The organism is Streptomyces eurocidicus, from assembly GCF_002891295.1.
In the GTDB taxonomy this organism is placed as follows: Bacteria; Actinomycetota; Actinomycetes; order Streptomycetales; family Streptomycetaceae; genus Streptomyces; species Streptomyces eurocidicus.
Window position 1 is genome coordinate 654,855 of the sequence record NZ_LGUI01000003.1, and the last position, 16,393, is coordinate 671,247.

Here is a 16,393-nt window from a genome sequence, read left to right on the forward strand (position 1 = left end):
GCAAGCCGTGGAACCCGTCGTGAGGAGTCCGTCCGCCATGCACGTGCCTTCCCGCATCACCGTCCCCGCCACGCTCGCCGCCTATCACGACGAGTTCGACGGGGAGGCGGGCCGCGCCTGGGTCGCCGCCCTGCCGGACCTGGCCGCGGAGTTCCTCGGCCGCTGGCGGCTGCGGCTCGACGGACCCCCCTCGCACGGCTTCGTCGCGCTCGTCCTGCCCGTCCTGCGCGAGGACGGCACCCCGGCCGCGCTCAAGTTCCAGCCGGTCACCGACGAGAGCGTGGGCGAGGCACCGGCCCTGCGCGCCTGGGGCGGCGACGGCGCGGTAGCCCTGCTCGACCACGACGCGGACTCGGGGACGATGCTCCTGGAACGGCTGGACGCGAACCGCTCGCTGCTCGCCGTGGAGGACCACGAAGCCTCTCTGCGCATCCTTACGGAGCTCCTCGCGCGGCTCCTGAAGACCCCGGCCCCGGCCGGCCTGCGCCCGCTCGCGGACATCGCGGGCGCCATGCTCGCCGACACCCCCGGAGCCCTCCCGTACGTCACCGACACCGCCGACCGGCAGGTGGTCGCGCGCTGCGCCGAGGCCGTGCGGGAGGTGATCGGCGAACCGGGCGACCGCCTGCTGCACTGGGACCTGCACTACGAGAACGTCCTGGCCCCGCTGCCCGGCGCGGACCGCGAGCCCTGGCTCGCCATCGACCCGAAGCCCCTCGTCGGCGACCCCGGTTTCGAGCTCCTCCCGGCCCTCCGCGACCGCTGGGACGACCTCACGGCGACGGGCGACGTGGAACGCGCGGTGCTCCGCCGCTTCGATCTGATGACCGACGTCCTCTCGCTCGACCGGGCCCGCGCCGCCCGCTGGACGCTGGGCCGGGTCCTGCAGAACTCCCTGTGGGAGGTGGAGGACACCGAGGACGGCGGGAAGGTCGTGCTCGAACCGGAGCAGATGGCCATAGCGCGGATCCTGGCGTCCCGGCTGTAGGACAACGGGTAAACGGGTAAGGGGCGGGCTCCTGGAGCCCGCCCCTTACCCGTCCCCCGAGGCCGGGGGAACGGTCCGTCACTCCTCCCCGGCCAGGGTCAGACCGCGGAGCTTCTGACCGGCGTACCAGGTCGCGAGGGTCGTGACACCGACCAGGAGGACGAGGGCGAGCGGGAGGCCGACGTCCGAGGTGATGGCGCCGTCCGCGCCGATCCGCTGGGCGAGCGCCAGGGACCACTGCTGGACGCTCAGGGTGCGGGCGCCGGAGATGAGGCTGCCGAAGAGGGACTCCCAGACCAGGGCGTAGACGAGACCGGCCACGACGGCGTGCCGGGTGACGGTGCCCAGGAGCAGGAAGATCGCGCTGTAGGCGACGGAAGCCACGGCGGCGGCCACGGCGTAGGCGACGGCGATCTGCTGACTGTTGCCGTTGAGGATGAAGCCCGCGATCAGGGTGGGGACCGCCGAGAAGGCCGCCGTGACGCCGACGGCGACGACCAGCTTGGTGAAGATGATCGTGGGGCGTTTGACGGGCTTGGAGAGCAGGTAGACCACCGAGCCGTCGTCGATCTCCGGCCCGATCGCGCCCGTACCGGCGACGACGCCGATGAGCGGGACCATCGTGGCGAGCGCGAAGCCGCCCAGGACGTTCGCGGCGGTGTCGTCGTCGGCGCCGGTGAGGAGGCGGATGACGACCGAGATGGCGATCAGGAGGGCGGGCAGCGCGAAGAGGATGAAGGCGCGGCGGCGGCCGAGGAGCCCCCGGTAGGTCAGCCGGGCGACGGTGGGGTTGTACATGGCGCTCCAGGGCTCCTTTCAGGCCGTGACGAGGTAGGAGAAGACCGATTCCAGGGACTCGTCGGAGGGCGAGACCGTGAGGAGCCGGATGCCGTGCGCGCGGGCGACGCGCGGCAGCAGGGTGGTGAAGCGGCCGAAGTCGACCGCCTGGACGCGCAGGGCGCCCTCCTTGAGGTCCACCTCGATGCCGGCCGTGGACGGATCGGCGATGAGGGCGGCGGCGAGGGCCCGGTCGTCGCTGGAGCGCACGAGGTAGCGGTGCGGGCGGTCCGTCATCAGACGGCGGATCTTGCGGAAGTCGCCGGAGGCGGCGTGCCGACCCGCGACGACGACCTCGATGTGGGCGGCGAGCTGCTCGACCTCTTCGAGGATGTGCGAGGAGAACAGCACCGTGCGGCCCTCCGCGCCCATGCGCCGCAGCAGTTCCATCAGCTGCATCCGCTGGCGGGGGTCCATGCCGTTGAAGGGCTCGTCGAGGAGGAGCACGGACGGCTGGTGGACCAGGGCGGAGGCCATCTTCACGCGCTGGCGCATGCCCTTGCTGTACGTCGCGATCTTGCGGTCCTGGGCGTACTCCATCTCGACCGTGGCGAGGGCGTGCTGCGCCTCCTTCGCGCCCAGGCCGTGGAGTTCGGCGTTGGCGCGGACGAACTCCCGGCCGGTGAGGAAGTCGTACATCGCCTCGCGCTCGGGGACGATCCCGATGTGGCGGTAGACGCCCTCGTTGCGCCAGACGGTCGCGCCGTCGAGGGTGACCGTGCCGGTGGAGGGGGCGAGGAAGCCGCCCATCATGTTGATGAGGGTGGACTTCCCGGCGCCGTTGGGGCCGAGGAGGCCGGTCACACCGGGGCCGACGGTCATGGAGACGTCGTTGACGGCGACGACGTTGCCGAACCAGCGGGAGACGTTGTCGATAAGGAGAGTACTCATGGGCGCAGCCCATTCCTTGAGGGGTGGCGGTCGGGCGACGGGCGGGCACTCATGGGCGCAGCCCATTCCTTGAGGGGTGGCGGTCGGGCGACGGGCGGGAGGTCACAGGCCGACCTTTCGGTAGCGCCGCATGAGCAGGCCGAACGACCCGGTGATCAGGGCGAGCAGGACGAGGACGTAGACGACGCCGGTGCCGGTGCCCGGGCCGTGGCCGCCGGGGAAGGCGGACGTGGCGGAGAGGAACGCCGTCTGGACGCCGTCGATCAGGGTGATCGGCGAGAACAGGCCGAGCCAGCTGATCGCGTCGGTGTTGTCGCGGGCGAGGGCGATGCCCTGGACGGTCGACACCGCGCCGTAGGAGATCGTCAGCACGGCGATGACCGCGGCGACGCCGAAGCCGCGGCGCGGGGTGAGCGCGGCGACCACCAGGCCGAGGCCGGCGAAGAGGAGGGACAGCAGGGCCACGGAGACCAGTCCTTGCGCGAAGCCCTTCGTCTGGTCGGCGAAGTCCAGCTTGGCGAGCAGGGCGCCCACGTAGAGGATCAGCAGGGGCAGGGCGGTGAGCAGGAAGAGCGCCGAGGCCATCGCCGCGAACTTGGCCGCCACGTAGTCGACGCGCTCGATCGGGCGGGAGAAGTACAGCGGGACGGTCTTGAAGCGCAGGTCGCGGGAGACCGACTGCGGGGCCTGGGACGCGAGGTAGAGGCCGATGACGGCCTGGAGGAGGATCGCGTAGCGGGTGTAGGCCACCGGCAGGTCGTTCATCTTCGTGGTCACGGCGACCGCCACCATGATGGCGGCGGGTACGCACATGACGCCGAGGAGGATCATCGGCAGGACCTTGGACTTCGCCGACCGCCCGAGGCCGTAGGCACCGCGCAGGCTCTGCGAGAACAGCGAACGGCGGGCGTAGGCGCGGCCGAGCCGGGCGCCGGAGTAGTTCCGGTAGCCGATGTTGTGGATGACGTCCTGGGCGGGCGCCTTGGTGGTCTCAGGCGGCATCGGGCGCGCCTCCGTTCTGCTCGTCGCGCTGGGCCGCGGGTGCCCACTGCCGTCCGGCGCCCCAGCCCGCGGCGGCGGGGGCGGTGGCGGGGGTGTCGCCCTCGCCCTCGTCCCGGAAGACCTCCGCGATGCGGTGGCGGCGCTGTTCCATGCGGACCAGGCCGAGTTCGAGGTCCGTGACGGCGTCGCGGACGGTGTCGTAGGTGCTGTCGTCGACGACGTCGACGAGGAGGACGCGGCCGGAGGCGGGTGTGCCGTCGGCGGCGCGGCCGGCCGGGCGCACGGTGAGGCCGGCCCCGGCGAGGGCCGCGTACAGCGCGGCGGTGCCGTCGGGGCGGGCGTCCGAGTCGGTGACCTCCACGGCGAGGGAGCCCGTGGACTGGGTGAAGTCGTCGGTGGACGAGGACCGGAGCAGCTTGCCGCCGTCGATGACCACGACGTGATCGCAGGTGCGCTCCAGCTCGCCCAGCAGATGCGAGGTGACCAGGACCGAGATGCCGAAGTCGGTGTGGACCCGCCGGATCAGGCCGAGCATCTCGTCGCGACCGACCGGGTCGAGGCCGTTGGTGGGCTCGTCGAGCAGGACCAGCTGCGGATCGTGGACGAGTGCCTGGGCCAGCTTGACCCGCTGCTTCATGCCGGTCGAATAACCGCCCATGGGGCGGTAGCGCTCCTCGTACAGGCCCACGTGGCGCAGCGTGTCGGCGGTGCGCTCGCGCGCGGCGGTGGCCGGCAGGCCGGACATGCGGGCCATGTGGACGACGAACTCGGTCGCGGAGACGTCGGGCGGCAGGCAGTCGTGCTCGGGCATGTAGCCCACCCGCTCCCGGATGGCGGCGCCCTCGGTGGCGACGTCGAGGCCGAGCACGCTGGCGCGGCCCTCGGTGGCGGGGGAGAGCCCGAGCAGGATCTTGATCAGCGTGGACTTGCCGGCTCCGTTGGCACCCACCAGGCCGGTGACGCCCGGCGCGATGTCGACGGACAGCCGGTCGAGCGCGGTCACCCGGGGGAACCGCTTGCTGAGGCTTTCGGTAGCGATCACAGTCACGCCTTCGACGGTAGTGGCGCCCGCCACAGAGGGCGTCAGACCAGATGGCTGGATGTGGGTAGTCCTCGGGTCTGACGTCCCCGTAGGGGGAGGCGGGCCCATGAGCGGGGGTGGCCTTGATCGGCGAGATGCCGACGGGACACCGACGAGACGGCAACGAGACGGCGACGAGATGGCGCGTGCCGGGCGTGATGAAGAAGCCGGGATCTTGGGAAGGGATCTTGGGCCGGGTTACCGAAAGTTATCCACAGGGCGTGCACAAGTCTTGACGTAGCCGCGGAGCATTGTCACATTCATCGATGTCAAGTTGTGGAACGTGTACCGGCGTGTGGCCCTAGGGAACGGCGGACGGCGATGGCCTCAGCAGTGGCTCGTGAACTGACCGCGGATCTGCGGGGGTTCAAGGAAGTGCAGCGGCTCGCGTACGCCTGCGCGGAGGAGGTCGCCGCCCGGCTGAGGCCGGGGGTGACCGAGCGCGAGGCGGCCCGGATGCAGCGCGAGTGGCTGCGCGAGCGCGGGGTGCGGGACTGGTTCCACCTCCCCTTCGCGTGGTTCGGGGACCGCACGGCGTTCGTGGGGTTCCGGGTGCCGCTCCAGTTCTTCCCGACGGGGCGGCGGCTGGAGCCGGGGATGCCGTTCATCCTCGACATGGCCCCGGTGCACCGGGGCTTCACGGCCGACATCGGCTATGCGGGCTGCCTCGGCCCCCATCCCCTGCACGACCGGCTGCTGGCGGATCTCCGGGAGCACCGGGAGCTGATCCTCCGCGAGGTGCGCGAGCGCCGCTCGCTCCGGGAGATCTATGAGGAGGTGGACCGCCTCATGGCGCGCCAGGGCCATGAGAACCGCCATCGGGCGTATCCCTTCGGAGTGATAGCGCACAAGGTGGGGCGGGTGCGGGAGCGCCGCTGGTCGCCGCAGGTCCTCGGGTTCGGCACCCAGGCGCTGCGGGGGCTGGCCTCGGACGCCCTGCGCGGCCACCGGGAGGGCTGGTCGCCGCTGTGGAGCCCGCACCGCTTCTCCGACCACCCGCCGGCCCCGGGGCTGTGGGCCGTGGAGCCCCACCTCGGCTTCCGGGGAGTGGGCGCGAAGTTCGAGGAGCTCCTGGTGGTCACCGACTCCCGGGACCCCGAGGAGAGCGCGTTCTGGCTGGACGACGATCTGCCGCATGTGCGGCGCCGGCAGGAGGAGAGGGCCGCATGAGGGCAGGGACCGAAGGCGCGCGCGAGCGGTGGGTCAGCACGGGCGGGATCGAGCTGTGCGTCCGCGAGCTGGGTGACGCCTCGCGCCCCACGGTGGTGCTGCTGCACGGCTATCCGGACAGCAAGGAGGTCTGGTCCGAGGTCGCCGAGCGGCTGCGGGACCGCTTCCACGTGGTGCTCTACGACGTCCGGGGCTGCGGGCGGTCCACGGCGCCGCAGCCGCTGCGGGGCGGCTTCACGCTGGAGAAGCTGACCGACGACTTCCTGGCCGTGGCAGAGGCGGTGAGCCCCGACGCGCCGGTGCATCTGGTGGGCCACGACTGGGGTTCGGTGCAGGGCTGGGAGTTCGCCACGGCGCGCCGCACCGAGGGGCGGATCGCCTCCTTCACCTCGATCTCCGGGCCCTCCCTGGACCACCTGGCGCTGTGGCTGCGCAGGCGCGCCGCCCGCCCGACCCCGCGCCGCGCGGCCCAACTCCTGGGCCAGAGCGCCCGGTCCTGGTATGTGTACGCACTGCACACCCCGGTGCTGCCGGAGGCGCTCATGCGCGGGCCGCTGCTGAAGCGGTGGCCGAAGATCCTCGCGCGGCTGGAGAAGCTGCCCGCCGACGGCTATCCGACGGAGTCGCTGCCGACGGACGCGGCCCACGGCGCCTGGCTGTACCGCGACAACGTCCGGGCCCGTATGCGCCGCCCGCGCACCGACGCGTACGCCCACGCGCCCGTGCAGCTGATCACCCCGACCGGGGACGTCTTCCTGTCCGACCGGCTCTACGACGACCTGGAGGAGTGGGCGCCCGGTCTGGTACGGCACACCCTGGCCGCCAGGCACTGGGTGCCGCGTTCGCGGCCGGACCAGGTGTCGGCCTGGATCGCCGGGTTCGTCACGGAGCGGGAGCGCGGTGCCGGGGGCCCGGCCGCCGTCGCCGCTTCGACGCCCGCGGGGCCGTACGCCCAGGCGTTCGGCGGCCGGCTGGTGCTGGTCACCGGCGCGGCGAGCGGCATCGGCCGGGCGACCGCCTTCGCCTTCGCGGAGGCCGGCGCCCGGGTGATCGCCGTCGACCGCGATCCGGAGGGCGCGGTGCGCACGGCGGAGATGGCCCGGCTGCTGGGCGCGCCCGAGGCGGCGGCCGAGACCGTGGACGTCTCGGACGAGGCGGCCATGGAGAAGCTGGCCGCCAAGGTGGCCGCCGAGCACGGCGTGGTGGACGTCCTGGTCAACAACGCCGGCATCGGCCTGGCCGGCACCTTCCTGGACACCTCGGCCGAGGACTGGCGGAAGGTCCTCGACGTCAATCTGTGGGGCGTCATCCACGGCTGCCGGGCCTTCGGCAGGCAGATGGCCGAGCGCGGGCAGGGCGGGCACATCGTCAACACCGCCTCGGCGGCGGCCTTCCAGCCGTCGAAGGCCCTCACCGCCTACAGCACGTCCAAGGCCGCCGTGCTGATGCTCAGCGAGTGCCTGCGCGCCGAGCTGGCGGGGCGGGGGATCGGTGTCACGGCGATCTGCCCCGGCATCGTCAACACCGGCATCACGGCCACCGCACGCTTCGCCGGCGTCTCCGAGGAGGAGCAGCGCCGGCTCCGGAAGAAGGCCGTCCGGCTGTACGGCCGGCGCAACTACCCACCGGAGAAGGTCGCCGAAGCCGTCCTGCGCGCCGTCCTGCGCGACCGGGCGGTCGTCCCGGTGACGCCCGAGGCCCACGCCCTGCGTCTCCTGTCCCGTTTCGCACCGCGGCTGCTGCGCGTCCTCGCGCGGATCGACCTCCCGCTGTAGCGGGCCCGCGGATCCCTCGCAGAGGAGCACAAGATGACCGACGCCCACCGCACCGGCCACCCCCCGACACACCCCATAGCGCCGCGGCGCGTCTCCTTCGACTGGGACGACACGCCGCTGCACTGGATACCGGACGAGCCCACCGCCACCCATGTGATCAACGTCCTGCATCTGCTGCTGCCGGCCGGGGAGCGCTGGTTCGTCAAGGTCTTCAAGGAGGCCCTGCCCCTCGTGCGGGACGCAACCCTGCTGAAGGACGTCAAGGGCTTCATGGGGCAGGAGGCCACGCACAGCGTGCAGCACGCGTATGTGCTCGACCACCTGGCACGGCAGGGCCTGGACACCAGCCCGTACACCCGGCACGTGGAGTTCCTCTTCGATGTCCTGCTCGGGGAGCGGCCGCCGTTCGGCATGCCGCTCTCCGACCGGGAATGGCTGCGCTTCCGCCTCAGCGTGATCGCCGCGACCGAGCAGTTCACGGCCGTCCTGGGGAACTGGGTGCTCGACGCGGACGGCCTGGACCGCGCGGACCCGGACCCCGTGATGCTGGACCTGCTGCGCTGGCACGGCGCGGAGGAGGTCGAACACCGCTCGGTCGCCTTCGATATGTACGAGCACTGCGGCGGCGAGGACCCGGGGCGCTACGCGCGCCGGGCGCTGGGCATGGCGATCACGGCGCCGATCCTCTTCTATCTGTGGGGATGGGGCGCGGCGCATCTGCTGCGGAACGACCCCCGGCTCGTGGGCCGGATGCGCTATACGCTGCGCCGGCACAACAGAGCCGTCGCCAAGGGGCTGTTGCCCAGCTGGCGGGAGCTCGGCGCGGCCGTGCCGCGCTATCTGCGGCGGTCGTACCACCCTTCGCGGGAGGGTTCGCTGCACAAGGCTGTCGCATACCTGGCGACGTCGCCCGGGGCCCGGGCCGCCGCGGGTGCGATCGGCCGCGCGGCCGCCTCGTAGACCGATGAGGAGCGCCCTGTGAACCAGCAGCAGCCGGCACGGGCCGGAGAGACCGGCCGGGCCGAATGGGCCGGTGGGGCACGAGAGTCCGGAGCAACCAGAATCGCAAATGTGACAGGAGAATCCGGAGCGGCCACAGAGCCGGGTGGGGCCACGGAGCTGGGTAGGGCCAGGGAGCTGATCAGGACCGGAGAACCGGGCAGGACCGGAGAGGCGGGCACGGCCCGGCAGGCGGGTGAGTACCGGATCGAGGACCTGGCCCACCGCAGCGGGGCCACGGTCCGCACGATCCGGGCCTATCAGGACCGCGGGCTGCTCCCGAAGGCGGAGCGGCGCGGCCGGGCCAATGTCTACCGCGACACCCATCTGGCGCGGCTGCGCCAGATCTCGGGCCTGCTCGACCGCGGTTACACCCTGGCCAGCATCAAGGAGCTCCTGGAGGCATGGGACGCGGGGCGGGGGCTCGGCGGCGTGCTCGGGCTGGTCACCGAGGTGGACGGGCCGTGGAGCGACGAGACGGCCGAGCGGATCACCCGGGCCGAGCTGGACCGGCGCTTCGGCGGCGAGCCGCACGACGAGGCCGTCGACGACGCCGTGGAGCTGGGGGTGCTCGTCCGTCTGCCGGGCACGGAGGACGCGTTCCTCGTGCCGAGCCCGCGTGAGCTGGCCGTCGCCGTCGAGCTGCACACGGCCGGGGTGCCACTGCTCGCCATTTCCGGCCATCTTCGTGAACTGCGCACCCAGGTCGAGTACATCGCGGGCCGTTTCCTCGACTTCACCACCGAACACGTATTCCAGCAGTATTTCGATCACCCCCCGAGCGACGAGGCGGCCGCGGAGGCCGCCGCACTGGTACGCCGTCTGCGCCCGCTGGCCCAGCAGACCGTGGACGCGGAACTCGCCCGCGCCATGCGGGAGCTGGCCACGCGGTATCTGCGCCACCAACTGGGCGCGGCGGTCGCGGCCGGCCCTCCGGAGGAACCCGGCGAGGACTCGGTGGCGGACGTCGTGCCCCGGGCGGCGCACCCCGAACACCCATGGGGCGTACCCACGCCGCTGCCCCGGACGCCCTCCGACGCCGTCCTCGACGGCTCCCTCGATGACCCTCTCGGCACCTCCGCTGACGCGTTCCCCGCCGGACTCCCCTTGCTCCCGGGCGGGTCCGTCGACGCGCTCCCAGCCGGGTCCTCCGACGCGTTCTCCGGCGAGGCCGCCGACCCCACCCGCGAGTCCGTCCGGCTCCCCGCCGGAACCGTCCGGGCGATCCGTGAACTGGTGGGCGAGGAACACATGGAGACGTTCATCGCGACCGCCGCCGAGCGTGAGCTCCTGGCCCGGAGGATGGACGCCCTGCTCCCGGGACCCGACGACACCTGAGCACGGGCTCCGGCGGGACCGGGCGGAGGACCACCACGAGGACCGGCCACGAGGGCGGGCACACGAAGGCGGGCGAAGGACGGCCGGACGGAGAGGACCGGACAGGAGAAAGGCGGGAAGGACGGGACGGGCAGGACGGGCCTGGAGGCCGGGCCGGCCAGGGCGGCCGTCAGACCGAGGCGCCAGCCTGGGCACGGGCGCGAGCGCGGGCACGGTCCGGGTAGCGGGCCGTGAACACGGCGGGCAGCACGAACCCCGCGACCTGGACCGGTATGTACACCCCGAGGCCGAGGCCCGCGGCCTGGATTCCCGTCAGGGCGGCCGCGGACAGCGTGAAGGCCGCCGCCCAGACCGAGCTGATCACGACATTGATCCTGCGGAAGAGCGGGTGGCCCCAGGCTTCGGGCGGAGCGTGCCGCTTGGCTATGCCGGTCGTGAACGGCCGGCCGACGATCACCGTGACCCAGGCCGTCAGCGCGAGCCAGCCCGCGGAGAGGGGGCCGCCGTACTCCCGCAGCCCGCTGTGCGGCACGGCGAACGCCAGGGCGCTGAGCGCGGCGAAGAAGACCACCGTGCTGCGCTCAAGGATCAGCGAATCCCCGCCGATGCCCGCCTTGTGGTCCTGGACCAGCAGGACGAGGGCGGCGACGAGGGCGGTCACGGCACCCCACTGCCAGCCGGCCGAGGACACGGCGGCGAACACGATCCAGGGGATGAAGCCGCGCAGGTAGTTCATGGATGGGCTCCTCGGCCGATGACGACATTCGATATTCCAACTTCGACATGTCAAAAATAGAAGGTCCTTCCTTGACCTGTCAAGAGTGGAAGGTAGGCTGAGGACATGAGCCTGAGACACGCCGTGCTGGGACTCCTGGCCGACCGGCCGGCCAGCGGTTACGACCTGATGAAACGCTTCGAGACCTCGCTCAGCCACGCCTGGCCCGCCACCCAGAGCCAGGTCTACGGCGAGCTGGGCAAGCTGGCGAAGGCGGGCATGCTGGAGGTCGCGGCCGAAGGCCCGCGCGGCCGCAAGGAATACGCGATCACCGACGAGGGCCGCGCCGAGCTGCGCCAATGGCTCACCGAGGCCCCGCCCGAGACGGTGCGCCGCAGCGACGCCCTGCTCCGCGTCTTCTTCCTCGACCACCTCACGCCGCTGGAGGCCGTCGCCTACCTCACCGGCGAGGCCGAGCGCGCGGCCCACCGCCACCGCCACCTCGAAGAGGTGAACGACCGGATCGAATGGGACGACGACGCCCTGTCCGTCAACGGCCGGCTGGCCATGGAGTACGGGCTGCGCTTCACCGCCATGCGCGAGGAGTGGGCCCGCTGGGCCGCCGAGCAGATCAGCGCGTCCGGGGGCCGGTGAGACAGGGGCGACGGGCCGCCCGCGCGGCCCGGTCCCGCCCGCTCACAGGCCGGGCGCTCCCCACACCGGGAACCACCGGCCCAGGTCCTCCTCGATCCGCAGGTCGTCGCCCAGCAGCGCCCGCACCTGGAGCTCCAGCCCGTTGTCCCGCCTCTCCCCCTGTCCCGGTGCGCCCGTCACCGGGGCGAAGGGGTAGAAGGAGCCGCGCTTGTAGAGGTACACGAGGGCCAGCGCGCGCCGCTCCTCGTCGCGGAACCCGAGCAGGGAGCAGAGGAGCTGCGGTCCGAAACCGCCTTCCTGGAGCAGGGTGTTGACCGCGTGCAGGTCGTTGACCAGCGCCGCCGTCCCGTCCGCCGCCGCCGGCCGCCGGGTCAGGAGCCATGTGTAGCCGTAGGCGTCCTGGGTGAACTCCACCGGCACGCCGCCCCGCCCGGCGTCGGCGTCGAGCAGCGCCCGTACGTCCTGCTGGAGGCGGGTGAAGGCACCGCCCTCCACGCTCGCGAAGCACACGGACCCCATGCCCGTCGGGGTGAAGCCGGCCCCCGCCTGGAGGGTGACGGCGGCGGAGGGCAGGGCGAAGAGCTGGTCGAGGTCGGGTCGCACGGGCTTGCTGCGGCCGAGGAGGACGTCGAGGAATCCCACGGGCACGAGCTCCTTCCGTCAGGCCCGGCCCAGCTGGGCCGAGATCCGGCCGAGTTGGTCCAGCCGCTGTTCCAGCGTCGGGTGCGAGGAGAGCAGCCGGCTCAGGCTGTCCTTGGAGAAGGCGGGCGCGAAGTAGAAGGCGTTGAACGGCTCGGCCTGCCGCAGATCGCGCGTGGGGATGCGGGCCATCTGGCCCGTGACCTTGGTGAGCGCCGAGGCCAGCGCCGAGGGCCGACCGGTGAGGAGGGCGGCGGCGCGGTCGGCGGACAGCTCGCGGTAGCGGGACAGCAGCCTGGTGAGCAGGAAGCTGATGGCGTAGACGACCGCGCTGATCAGCGGGATGAGCACCACCAGGATCGCGGTGTTGCTGTCCCGCCCGCCGACCCGGCGCAGGCCGCCCCACAGCCCGACACGGGTGATGATCCCGGCCAGCACGCCCAGGAACGACGCGATCGTCATGACGGCGACGTCGCGGTGGGCGACATGGGACAGCTCATGGGCGAGGACGCCCTCCAGCTCCTCCGGCTCCAGCCGGCGCAGCAGCCCGGTCGTGGCGCACACCAGGGCGTTCTTCCGGTTGCGCCCGGTGGCGAAGGCGTTGGGCACGTCGCTGTCGGCGATGGCCACCCGGGGTTTGGGCATGTCCGCGAGGGCGCAGAGCCGGTCGACGGCACCATGGAGTTCGGGCGCCTGCTCCGGGGTCACCTCCTTGGCCCCCATGCTGAAGGCCGCGATCCGGTCGCTGAACCAGAACTGCGCGACGAACAGACCGCCCGCGAGCACCAGCACGATCGGCCAGGCCCCGCGCAGCAGGGCCACCAGCACGCCCACGAAGACCACGTAGAGCAGCCCGATGAAGAACATCGTGCCCACCATGCGGGTGGTCAGCCCCCGGTCAGGTGCGAATCGGGTGTCCGACATGGGTACCTCCAGGCTCCGCGGGGAGCGCTCCCCCTGCCCGGGGCAGGCCCCGCGGGAGAGAGCTCCCGATGAATGCCTCTGCCCCGATTCTCCCTCTCCACCGGCTGTGGGCGGGGTAAAGGCGGCCGGAGTGCCCTCCCCGCCCGGTCGCCCGGCGGCAGCCCGTACGCGCCCCTGAGCCCGCCCCGGACCGCCCCGGGCCCGAGGCGCCGGGGCCCGCTCCCGAGGCGGCCGGAGGCGGCCTCGGGCGTCAGGAGGAGGCGAGCGCCGCGAGCCCGTCCGTGGCGATCTTCTCGAAGACCGCCGGATCGGCGTCGAAGTACGAGTCGGCGATCGGCCAGTGCACCACGATCTCGTCGAATCCGAGCTCGGCGTGCGAGCCCGCGAAGTCGACGAAGGCGTCGAAGGACGCGAGCGGCCGGTCCGGCGTGAAGCCCGTGAGAAGGATCTTGTCCAGGGAGGCGGGATCCCGGTCGATCTCCGCGCAGGCCGCGCCGAGCCGCTCCACCTGCCCGGCGATGGCCGCCCTGGACTGCTCCGGGGTGCCCGTCTCGTACAGCTTGGGGTCGCCCGTGGTCACCCACGCCTGGCCGTGGCGGGCGGCGAGCCGCAGACCGCGCGGGCCGGTGGCGGCCACCGCGAACGGCAGCCGGGGGCGCTGGACGCAGCCGGGGATGTTGCGCACCTCGAACGCCGAGTAGTGCTCGCCCTCGTACGAGACGACCTCCTCGGTGAGCAGCCGGTCCAGGAGCGGGACGAACTCGGCGAAGCGGTCGGCCCGCTGCCGCGGGGTCCACGGCTCCTCGCCGCCCTTGAGCAGCGCGGTGGCGTCGAAGCCGGAGCCGCCGGCGCCGATACCGAGCGTGATCCGCCCGTCCGAGATGTCGTCCAGGGAGATGAGCTCCTTGGCGAGCGTCACGGGGTGGCGGAAGTTCGGCGACGTGACGAGCGTGCCCAGCCGCATCCGGGACGTGACCGTCGCCGCGGCGGTCAGGGTCGGCACGGCGCCGAACCACGGGCCGTCCCGGAAGTCGCGCCAGGACAGGTGGTCGTAGGTGTAAGCCGTGTGGAAGCCCAGCTCCTCGGCTCGCTGCCAGTTCTCGCGGCCGCCCTCGGACCAGCGGCGGTCGGGAAGGATCACGGTACTCAGTCGCATGGCCCAGAGCCTACGGGCCGGGTATGACAAGAGCCTATGCACGGGGTATGACACAGGCGCGGGCGAAGGAGCCGGGCTCAGCATCGGCCCGACCGCGCGCTCGGGCGCACGCCTGTGCGAACCGACCGGTCCGTGGACGAGAATGGGAATCGTGACTTCAGCTACCGAGCAGCCCGACACCCCGGCAGCCAGCCGCTCAGCCGCCGCCCCGAGGCTGATCGCCACCGATCTCGACGGGACCCTGCTGCACGACGACAAGACGGTCTCCGACCGCACCGTCGCCGCCCTGGCCGCCGCGGAGGCCGCCGGTATCGAGGTCTTCTTCGTCACCGGTCGCCCGGCCCGCTGGATGGACGTGGTCAGCGAGCACGTGCACGGCCACGGCCTGGCCATCTGCGCCAACGGCGCCGCGGTCGTCGATCTCCACGACGGCGGGCGGTTCGTCGAGGTCCGCCCGCTGGCGCGGGAGGACGCCCTCGCCATCGTCCACGCCGTGCGCGCCGTCGCCCCGGGCGCCTCGTTCGCCGTCGAGCACACCTCGGGCTTCCACTACGAGCCGGAGTACCCGCCCTTCTTCCTCGACCCGGGCGCCGTCATCGCCCCCGCCGAGGAGCTGCTGGCCGAGGACTCGGGGGACAGCGCCCCCATCCTCAAGCTGCTGGCTCACCACTCCGGACTCGGCCCCGACGAATTCCTCACCCTGGCCCGTAAGGCGGGAGGCACGCACGGGGAGTTCACCCGTTCCAGCCCCACCGCCCTCCTGGAGATCAGTGCCGCCGGCGTCAGCAAGGCCAGCACCCTGGCGCGCTGCTGCGCGCTGCGCGGCATATCCCCCGAAGAGGTCGTGGCCTTCGGGGACATGCCCAACGACCTGGAGATGCTCGGCTGGGCCGGCACCGCCTACGCGATGGCCAACGCCCACCCCGAGGTCCTCGCGGTCACCGCGCACCACACCGCCGCCAACACCGAGGACGGCGTCGCCCTGGTCATAGAACAGCTCCTGCACGCGCGCGGGGCCGCCTGACAGCCCTGCGGGGGCGCCCCTACAGCCGTACGCCACGCTCGCCCAGCCACTCCACCGGATCGACCGCCGAGCCGTACTCCGGCGTCCTGCGGATCTCGAAGTGCAGGTGCGGCCCGGTGGAGTTGCCGGTGGTGCCGGACAGCCCGATCCACTGGCCCGCGCGCACCCGCCTCCCCGGCTCGGCCAGGGGGACCGCCAGGTGCGCGTACTGCGAGTACCAGCCGCCCCCGTGCTCGACCACCAGGCTGATGCCGAACGGGCCCCCGCAGCCCGCCGCCACCACCGTCCCGTCGCCGACCGCGCGGACCGGGGTGCCGGCCGGGACGGCGAAGTCCTGTCCCGTGTGCCCGGCCGCCCAGTTCGCGCCGACCCCGCCGAAGCCCGCCGAGAGCTCGTACGACACCACCGGCCGCACCCACCCCCGGGCCGGCCGCGCCGAGCGCTCCGCCGCGCGTTCCACGGACGGTCCGGCCCGGTCGCCCGCCAGGTCCAGCGGCGCGCACCGCCCGCTGTCGACGGCCGTCTGCGCCATCGCGTTGAGCTCGCCCCGGGCGTCCGCCAGCCGTGCCTCGGCGGTGCGTATGGCCTCCTCCAGCCGGGCGCCGTCCCGGGCGAGGCCCCGCCGGGCCGCCGCCAGGGTCCGGGCCTCGGCCTCCAGCCGCCTGTTCGCGCGCTCCTCCTCGACGAGCATCCGCCCCAGGCGGGCCCGGCGGCGCACAGCGGGCACCTGGCGCACCACCAGCTCCACCGGGTCGTCCAGGGCCTCCTCGGCGCCCTCGCCGTCGAGGCCGACGGTGAACCCTCCGGTGCGGTACTGCGCGCGGGCCGCGGCGCCCACGTCGTCGCGCAGCGCCGACCGCACGACCCCCCGCACGCGCAGCGTCCGGCCGAGCTCCTCGGCCCGCGCCCGCTGCCCCCTGGCGGCCCGCCGCACCCGCTCGTAGCGCTGCCGGGCCTGCCCGGCCTCCTCCGCCAGCCGGAACACCTCGGAGGTCACCCGGGTGGGCCCGTCCGGAGGCCGGCCGGCTCCCGGCGGCCCGGGGGCCAGGGGCGCCGCGGCGACGGCGCAGAGCGTGCACAGGACGACGCCGCCGGTACGGCCGAGGCGGCGGCGTCCGGTGCGGCGGTCCGGGCGAGGACTGGGTCGCATGAACGCGATCGTGTCCCGGGGCGGTGCCGGGCGCGCCCGCTGAGGCCCGT

Annotated in this window: 16 protein-coding genes; 7 read left to right on the plus strand and 9 right to left on the minus strand. The window is 73.0% G+C overall.

The features are described from left to right. The first annotated feature begins 37 nt into the window (after positions 1-37). Positions 38-988, plus strand: coding sequence for an aminoglycoside phosphotransferase family protein (locus AF335_RS12745; protein WP_102918433.1), 951 nt, complete (start codon positions 38-40; stop codon positions 986-988). A 78-nt stretch (positions 989-1,066) separates the two neighbouring features. Here AF335_RS12745 and AF335_RS12750 read toward each other — a convergent pair whose 3' ends face one another. The 4 genes from AF335_RS12750 to AF335_RS12765 form a co-directional block, all read right to left on the minus strand. Further along, entirely contained in the window at positions 1,067-1,786 is a 720-nt protein-coding gene (locus tag AF335_RS12750; RefSeq protein WP_102918434.1) for an ABC transporter permease subunit, read from the minus strand. A gap of 18 nt (positions 1,787-1,804) precedes the next feature. Beyond that, positions 1,805-2,716, minus strand: a complete 912-nt coding sequence (locus tag AF335_RS12755; protein ID WP_102918435.1) for an ABC transporter ATP-binding protein — start codon at positions 2,714-2,716, stop codon at positions 1,805-1,807. Positions 2,717-2,818: 102 nt separating this feature from the next. Next, positions 2,819-3,718 (minus strand): ABC transporter permease subunit, encoded by a 900-nt coding sequence (locus tag AF335_RS12760; protein ID WP_102918436.1) that lies wholly within the window; start codon positions 3,716-3,718, stop codon positions 2,819-2,821. Then, positions 3,708-4,793: an ABC transporter ATP-binding protein gene (locus tag AF335_RS12765; protein WP_102918437.1), complete on the minus strand. Its 1,086-nt coding sequence runs from the start codon at positions 4,791-4,793 to the stop codon at positions 3,708-3,710. The genes AF335_RS12760 and AF335_RS12765 overlap by 11 nt, the downstream gene beginning before the upstream one ends. Positions 4,794-5,120: 327 nt before the next feature. Between AF335_RS12765 and AF335_RS12770 the strand changes: the two genes are divergently transcribed. The 4 genes from AF335_RS12770 (at position 5,121) to AF335_RS36610 (ending at position 10,081) form a co-directional block, all read left to right on the plus strand. Beyond that, positions 5,121-5,969, plus strand: coding sequence for a M24 family metallopeptidase (locus AF335_RS12770; protein ID WP_102918438.1), 849 nt, complete (start codon positions 5,121-5,123; stop codon positions 5,967-5,969). Beyond that, positions 5,966-7,744: an SDR family oxidoreductase gene (locus tag AF335_RS12775; protein ID WP_102918439.1), complete on the plus strand. Its 1,779-nt coding sequence runs from the start codon at positions 5,966-5,968 to the stop codon at positions 7,742-7,744. Before AF335_RS12770 ends, AF335_RS12775 begins: the two co-directional genes overlap by 4 nt. Positions 7,745-7,777: 33 nt before the next feature. Beyond that, the gene (locus AF335_RS12780) at positions 7,778-8,704 is read left to right on the plus strand and encodes a metal-dependent hydrolase (protein WP_102918440.1); all 927 of its coding nucleotides are present in this window, start codon (positions 7,778-7,780) and stop codon (positions 8,702-8,704) included. A 180-nt stretch (positions 8,705-8,884) separates the two neighbouring features. Further along, a complete protein-coding gene (locus AF335_RS36610; protein WP_102918762.1) occupies positions 8,885-10,081 on the plus strand; it encodes a MerR family transcriptional regulator in 1,197 nt (398 codons plus the stop codon). A 169-nt stretch (positions 10,082-10,250) separates the two neighbouring features. Here the strand turns inward: AF335_RS36610 and AF335_RS12790 are convergent, their stop codons facing one another. Next, complete coding sequence (locus tag AF335_RS12790) at positions 10,251-10,817, minus strand: hypothetical protein (RefSeq protein WP_102918441.1); 567 nt, start codon at positions 10,815-10,817, stop codon at positions 10,251-10,253. 105 nt (positions 10,818-10,922) lie between these two features. On the opposite strand from AF335_RS12790, the gene AF335_RS12795 reads away from it, so the two are divergent. After that, positions 10,923-11,450 (plus strand): PadR family transcriptional regulator, encoded by a 528-nt coding sequence (locus AF335_RS12795; RefSeq protein WP_102918442.1) that lies wholly within the window; start codon positions 10,923-10,925, stop codon positions 11,448-11,450. Between the two features lie 42 nt (positions 11,451-11,492). Here AF335_RS12795 and pspAB read toward each other — a convergent pair whose 3' ends face one another. From pspAB to AF335_RS12810, 3 genes are all read right to left on the minus strand, one after another. Beyond that, positions 11,493-12,092 (minus strand): PspA-associated protein PspAB, encoded by a 600-nt coding sequence (gene pspAB, locus AF335_RS12800; protein ID WP_102918443.1) that lies wholly within the window; start codon positions 12,090-12,092, stop codon positions 11,493-11,495. A gap of 18 nt (positions 12,093-12,110) precedes the next feature. Then, the gene (gene htpX / locus AF335_RS12805) at positions 12,111-13,013 is read right to left on the minus strand and encodes a zinc metalloprotease HtpX (RefSeq protein ID WP_102918444.1); all 903 of its coding nucleotides are present in this window, start codon (positions 13,011-13,013) and stop codon (positions 12,111-12,113) included. 250 nt (positions 13,014-13,263) lie between these two features. Beyond that, positions 13,264-14,169: an LLM class flavin-dependent oxidoreductase gene (locus tag AF335_RS12810; protein WP_102918445.1), complete on the minus strand. Its 906-nt coding sequence runs from the start codon at positions 14,167-14,169 to the stop codon at positions 13,264-13,266. Positions 14,170-14,311: 142 nt separating this feature from the next. On the opposite strand from AF335_RS12810, the gene AF335_RS12815 reads away from it, so the two are divergent. Then, the gene (locus tag AF335_RS12815; RefSeq protein WP_102918446.1) at positions 14,312-15,193 is read left to right on the plus strand and encodes a Cof-type HAD-IIB family hydrolase; all 882 of its coding nucleotides are present in this window, start codon (positions 14,312-14,314) and stop codon (positions 15,191-15,193) included. A gap of 19 nt (positions 15,194-15,212) precedes the next feature. On the opposite strand, the gene AF335_RS12820 is transcribed toward AF335_RS12815, so the two are convergent. Further along, on the minus strand, positions 15,213-16,343 hold the full coding sequence (locus tag AF335_RS12820; protein WP_102918447.1) for a M23 family metallopeptidase: 1,131 nt from the start codon (positions 16,341-16,343) through the stop codon (positions 15,213-15,215). Between the last annotated feature and the right edge of the window lie 50 nt (positions 16,344-16,393).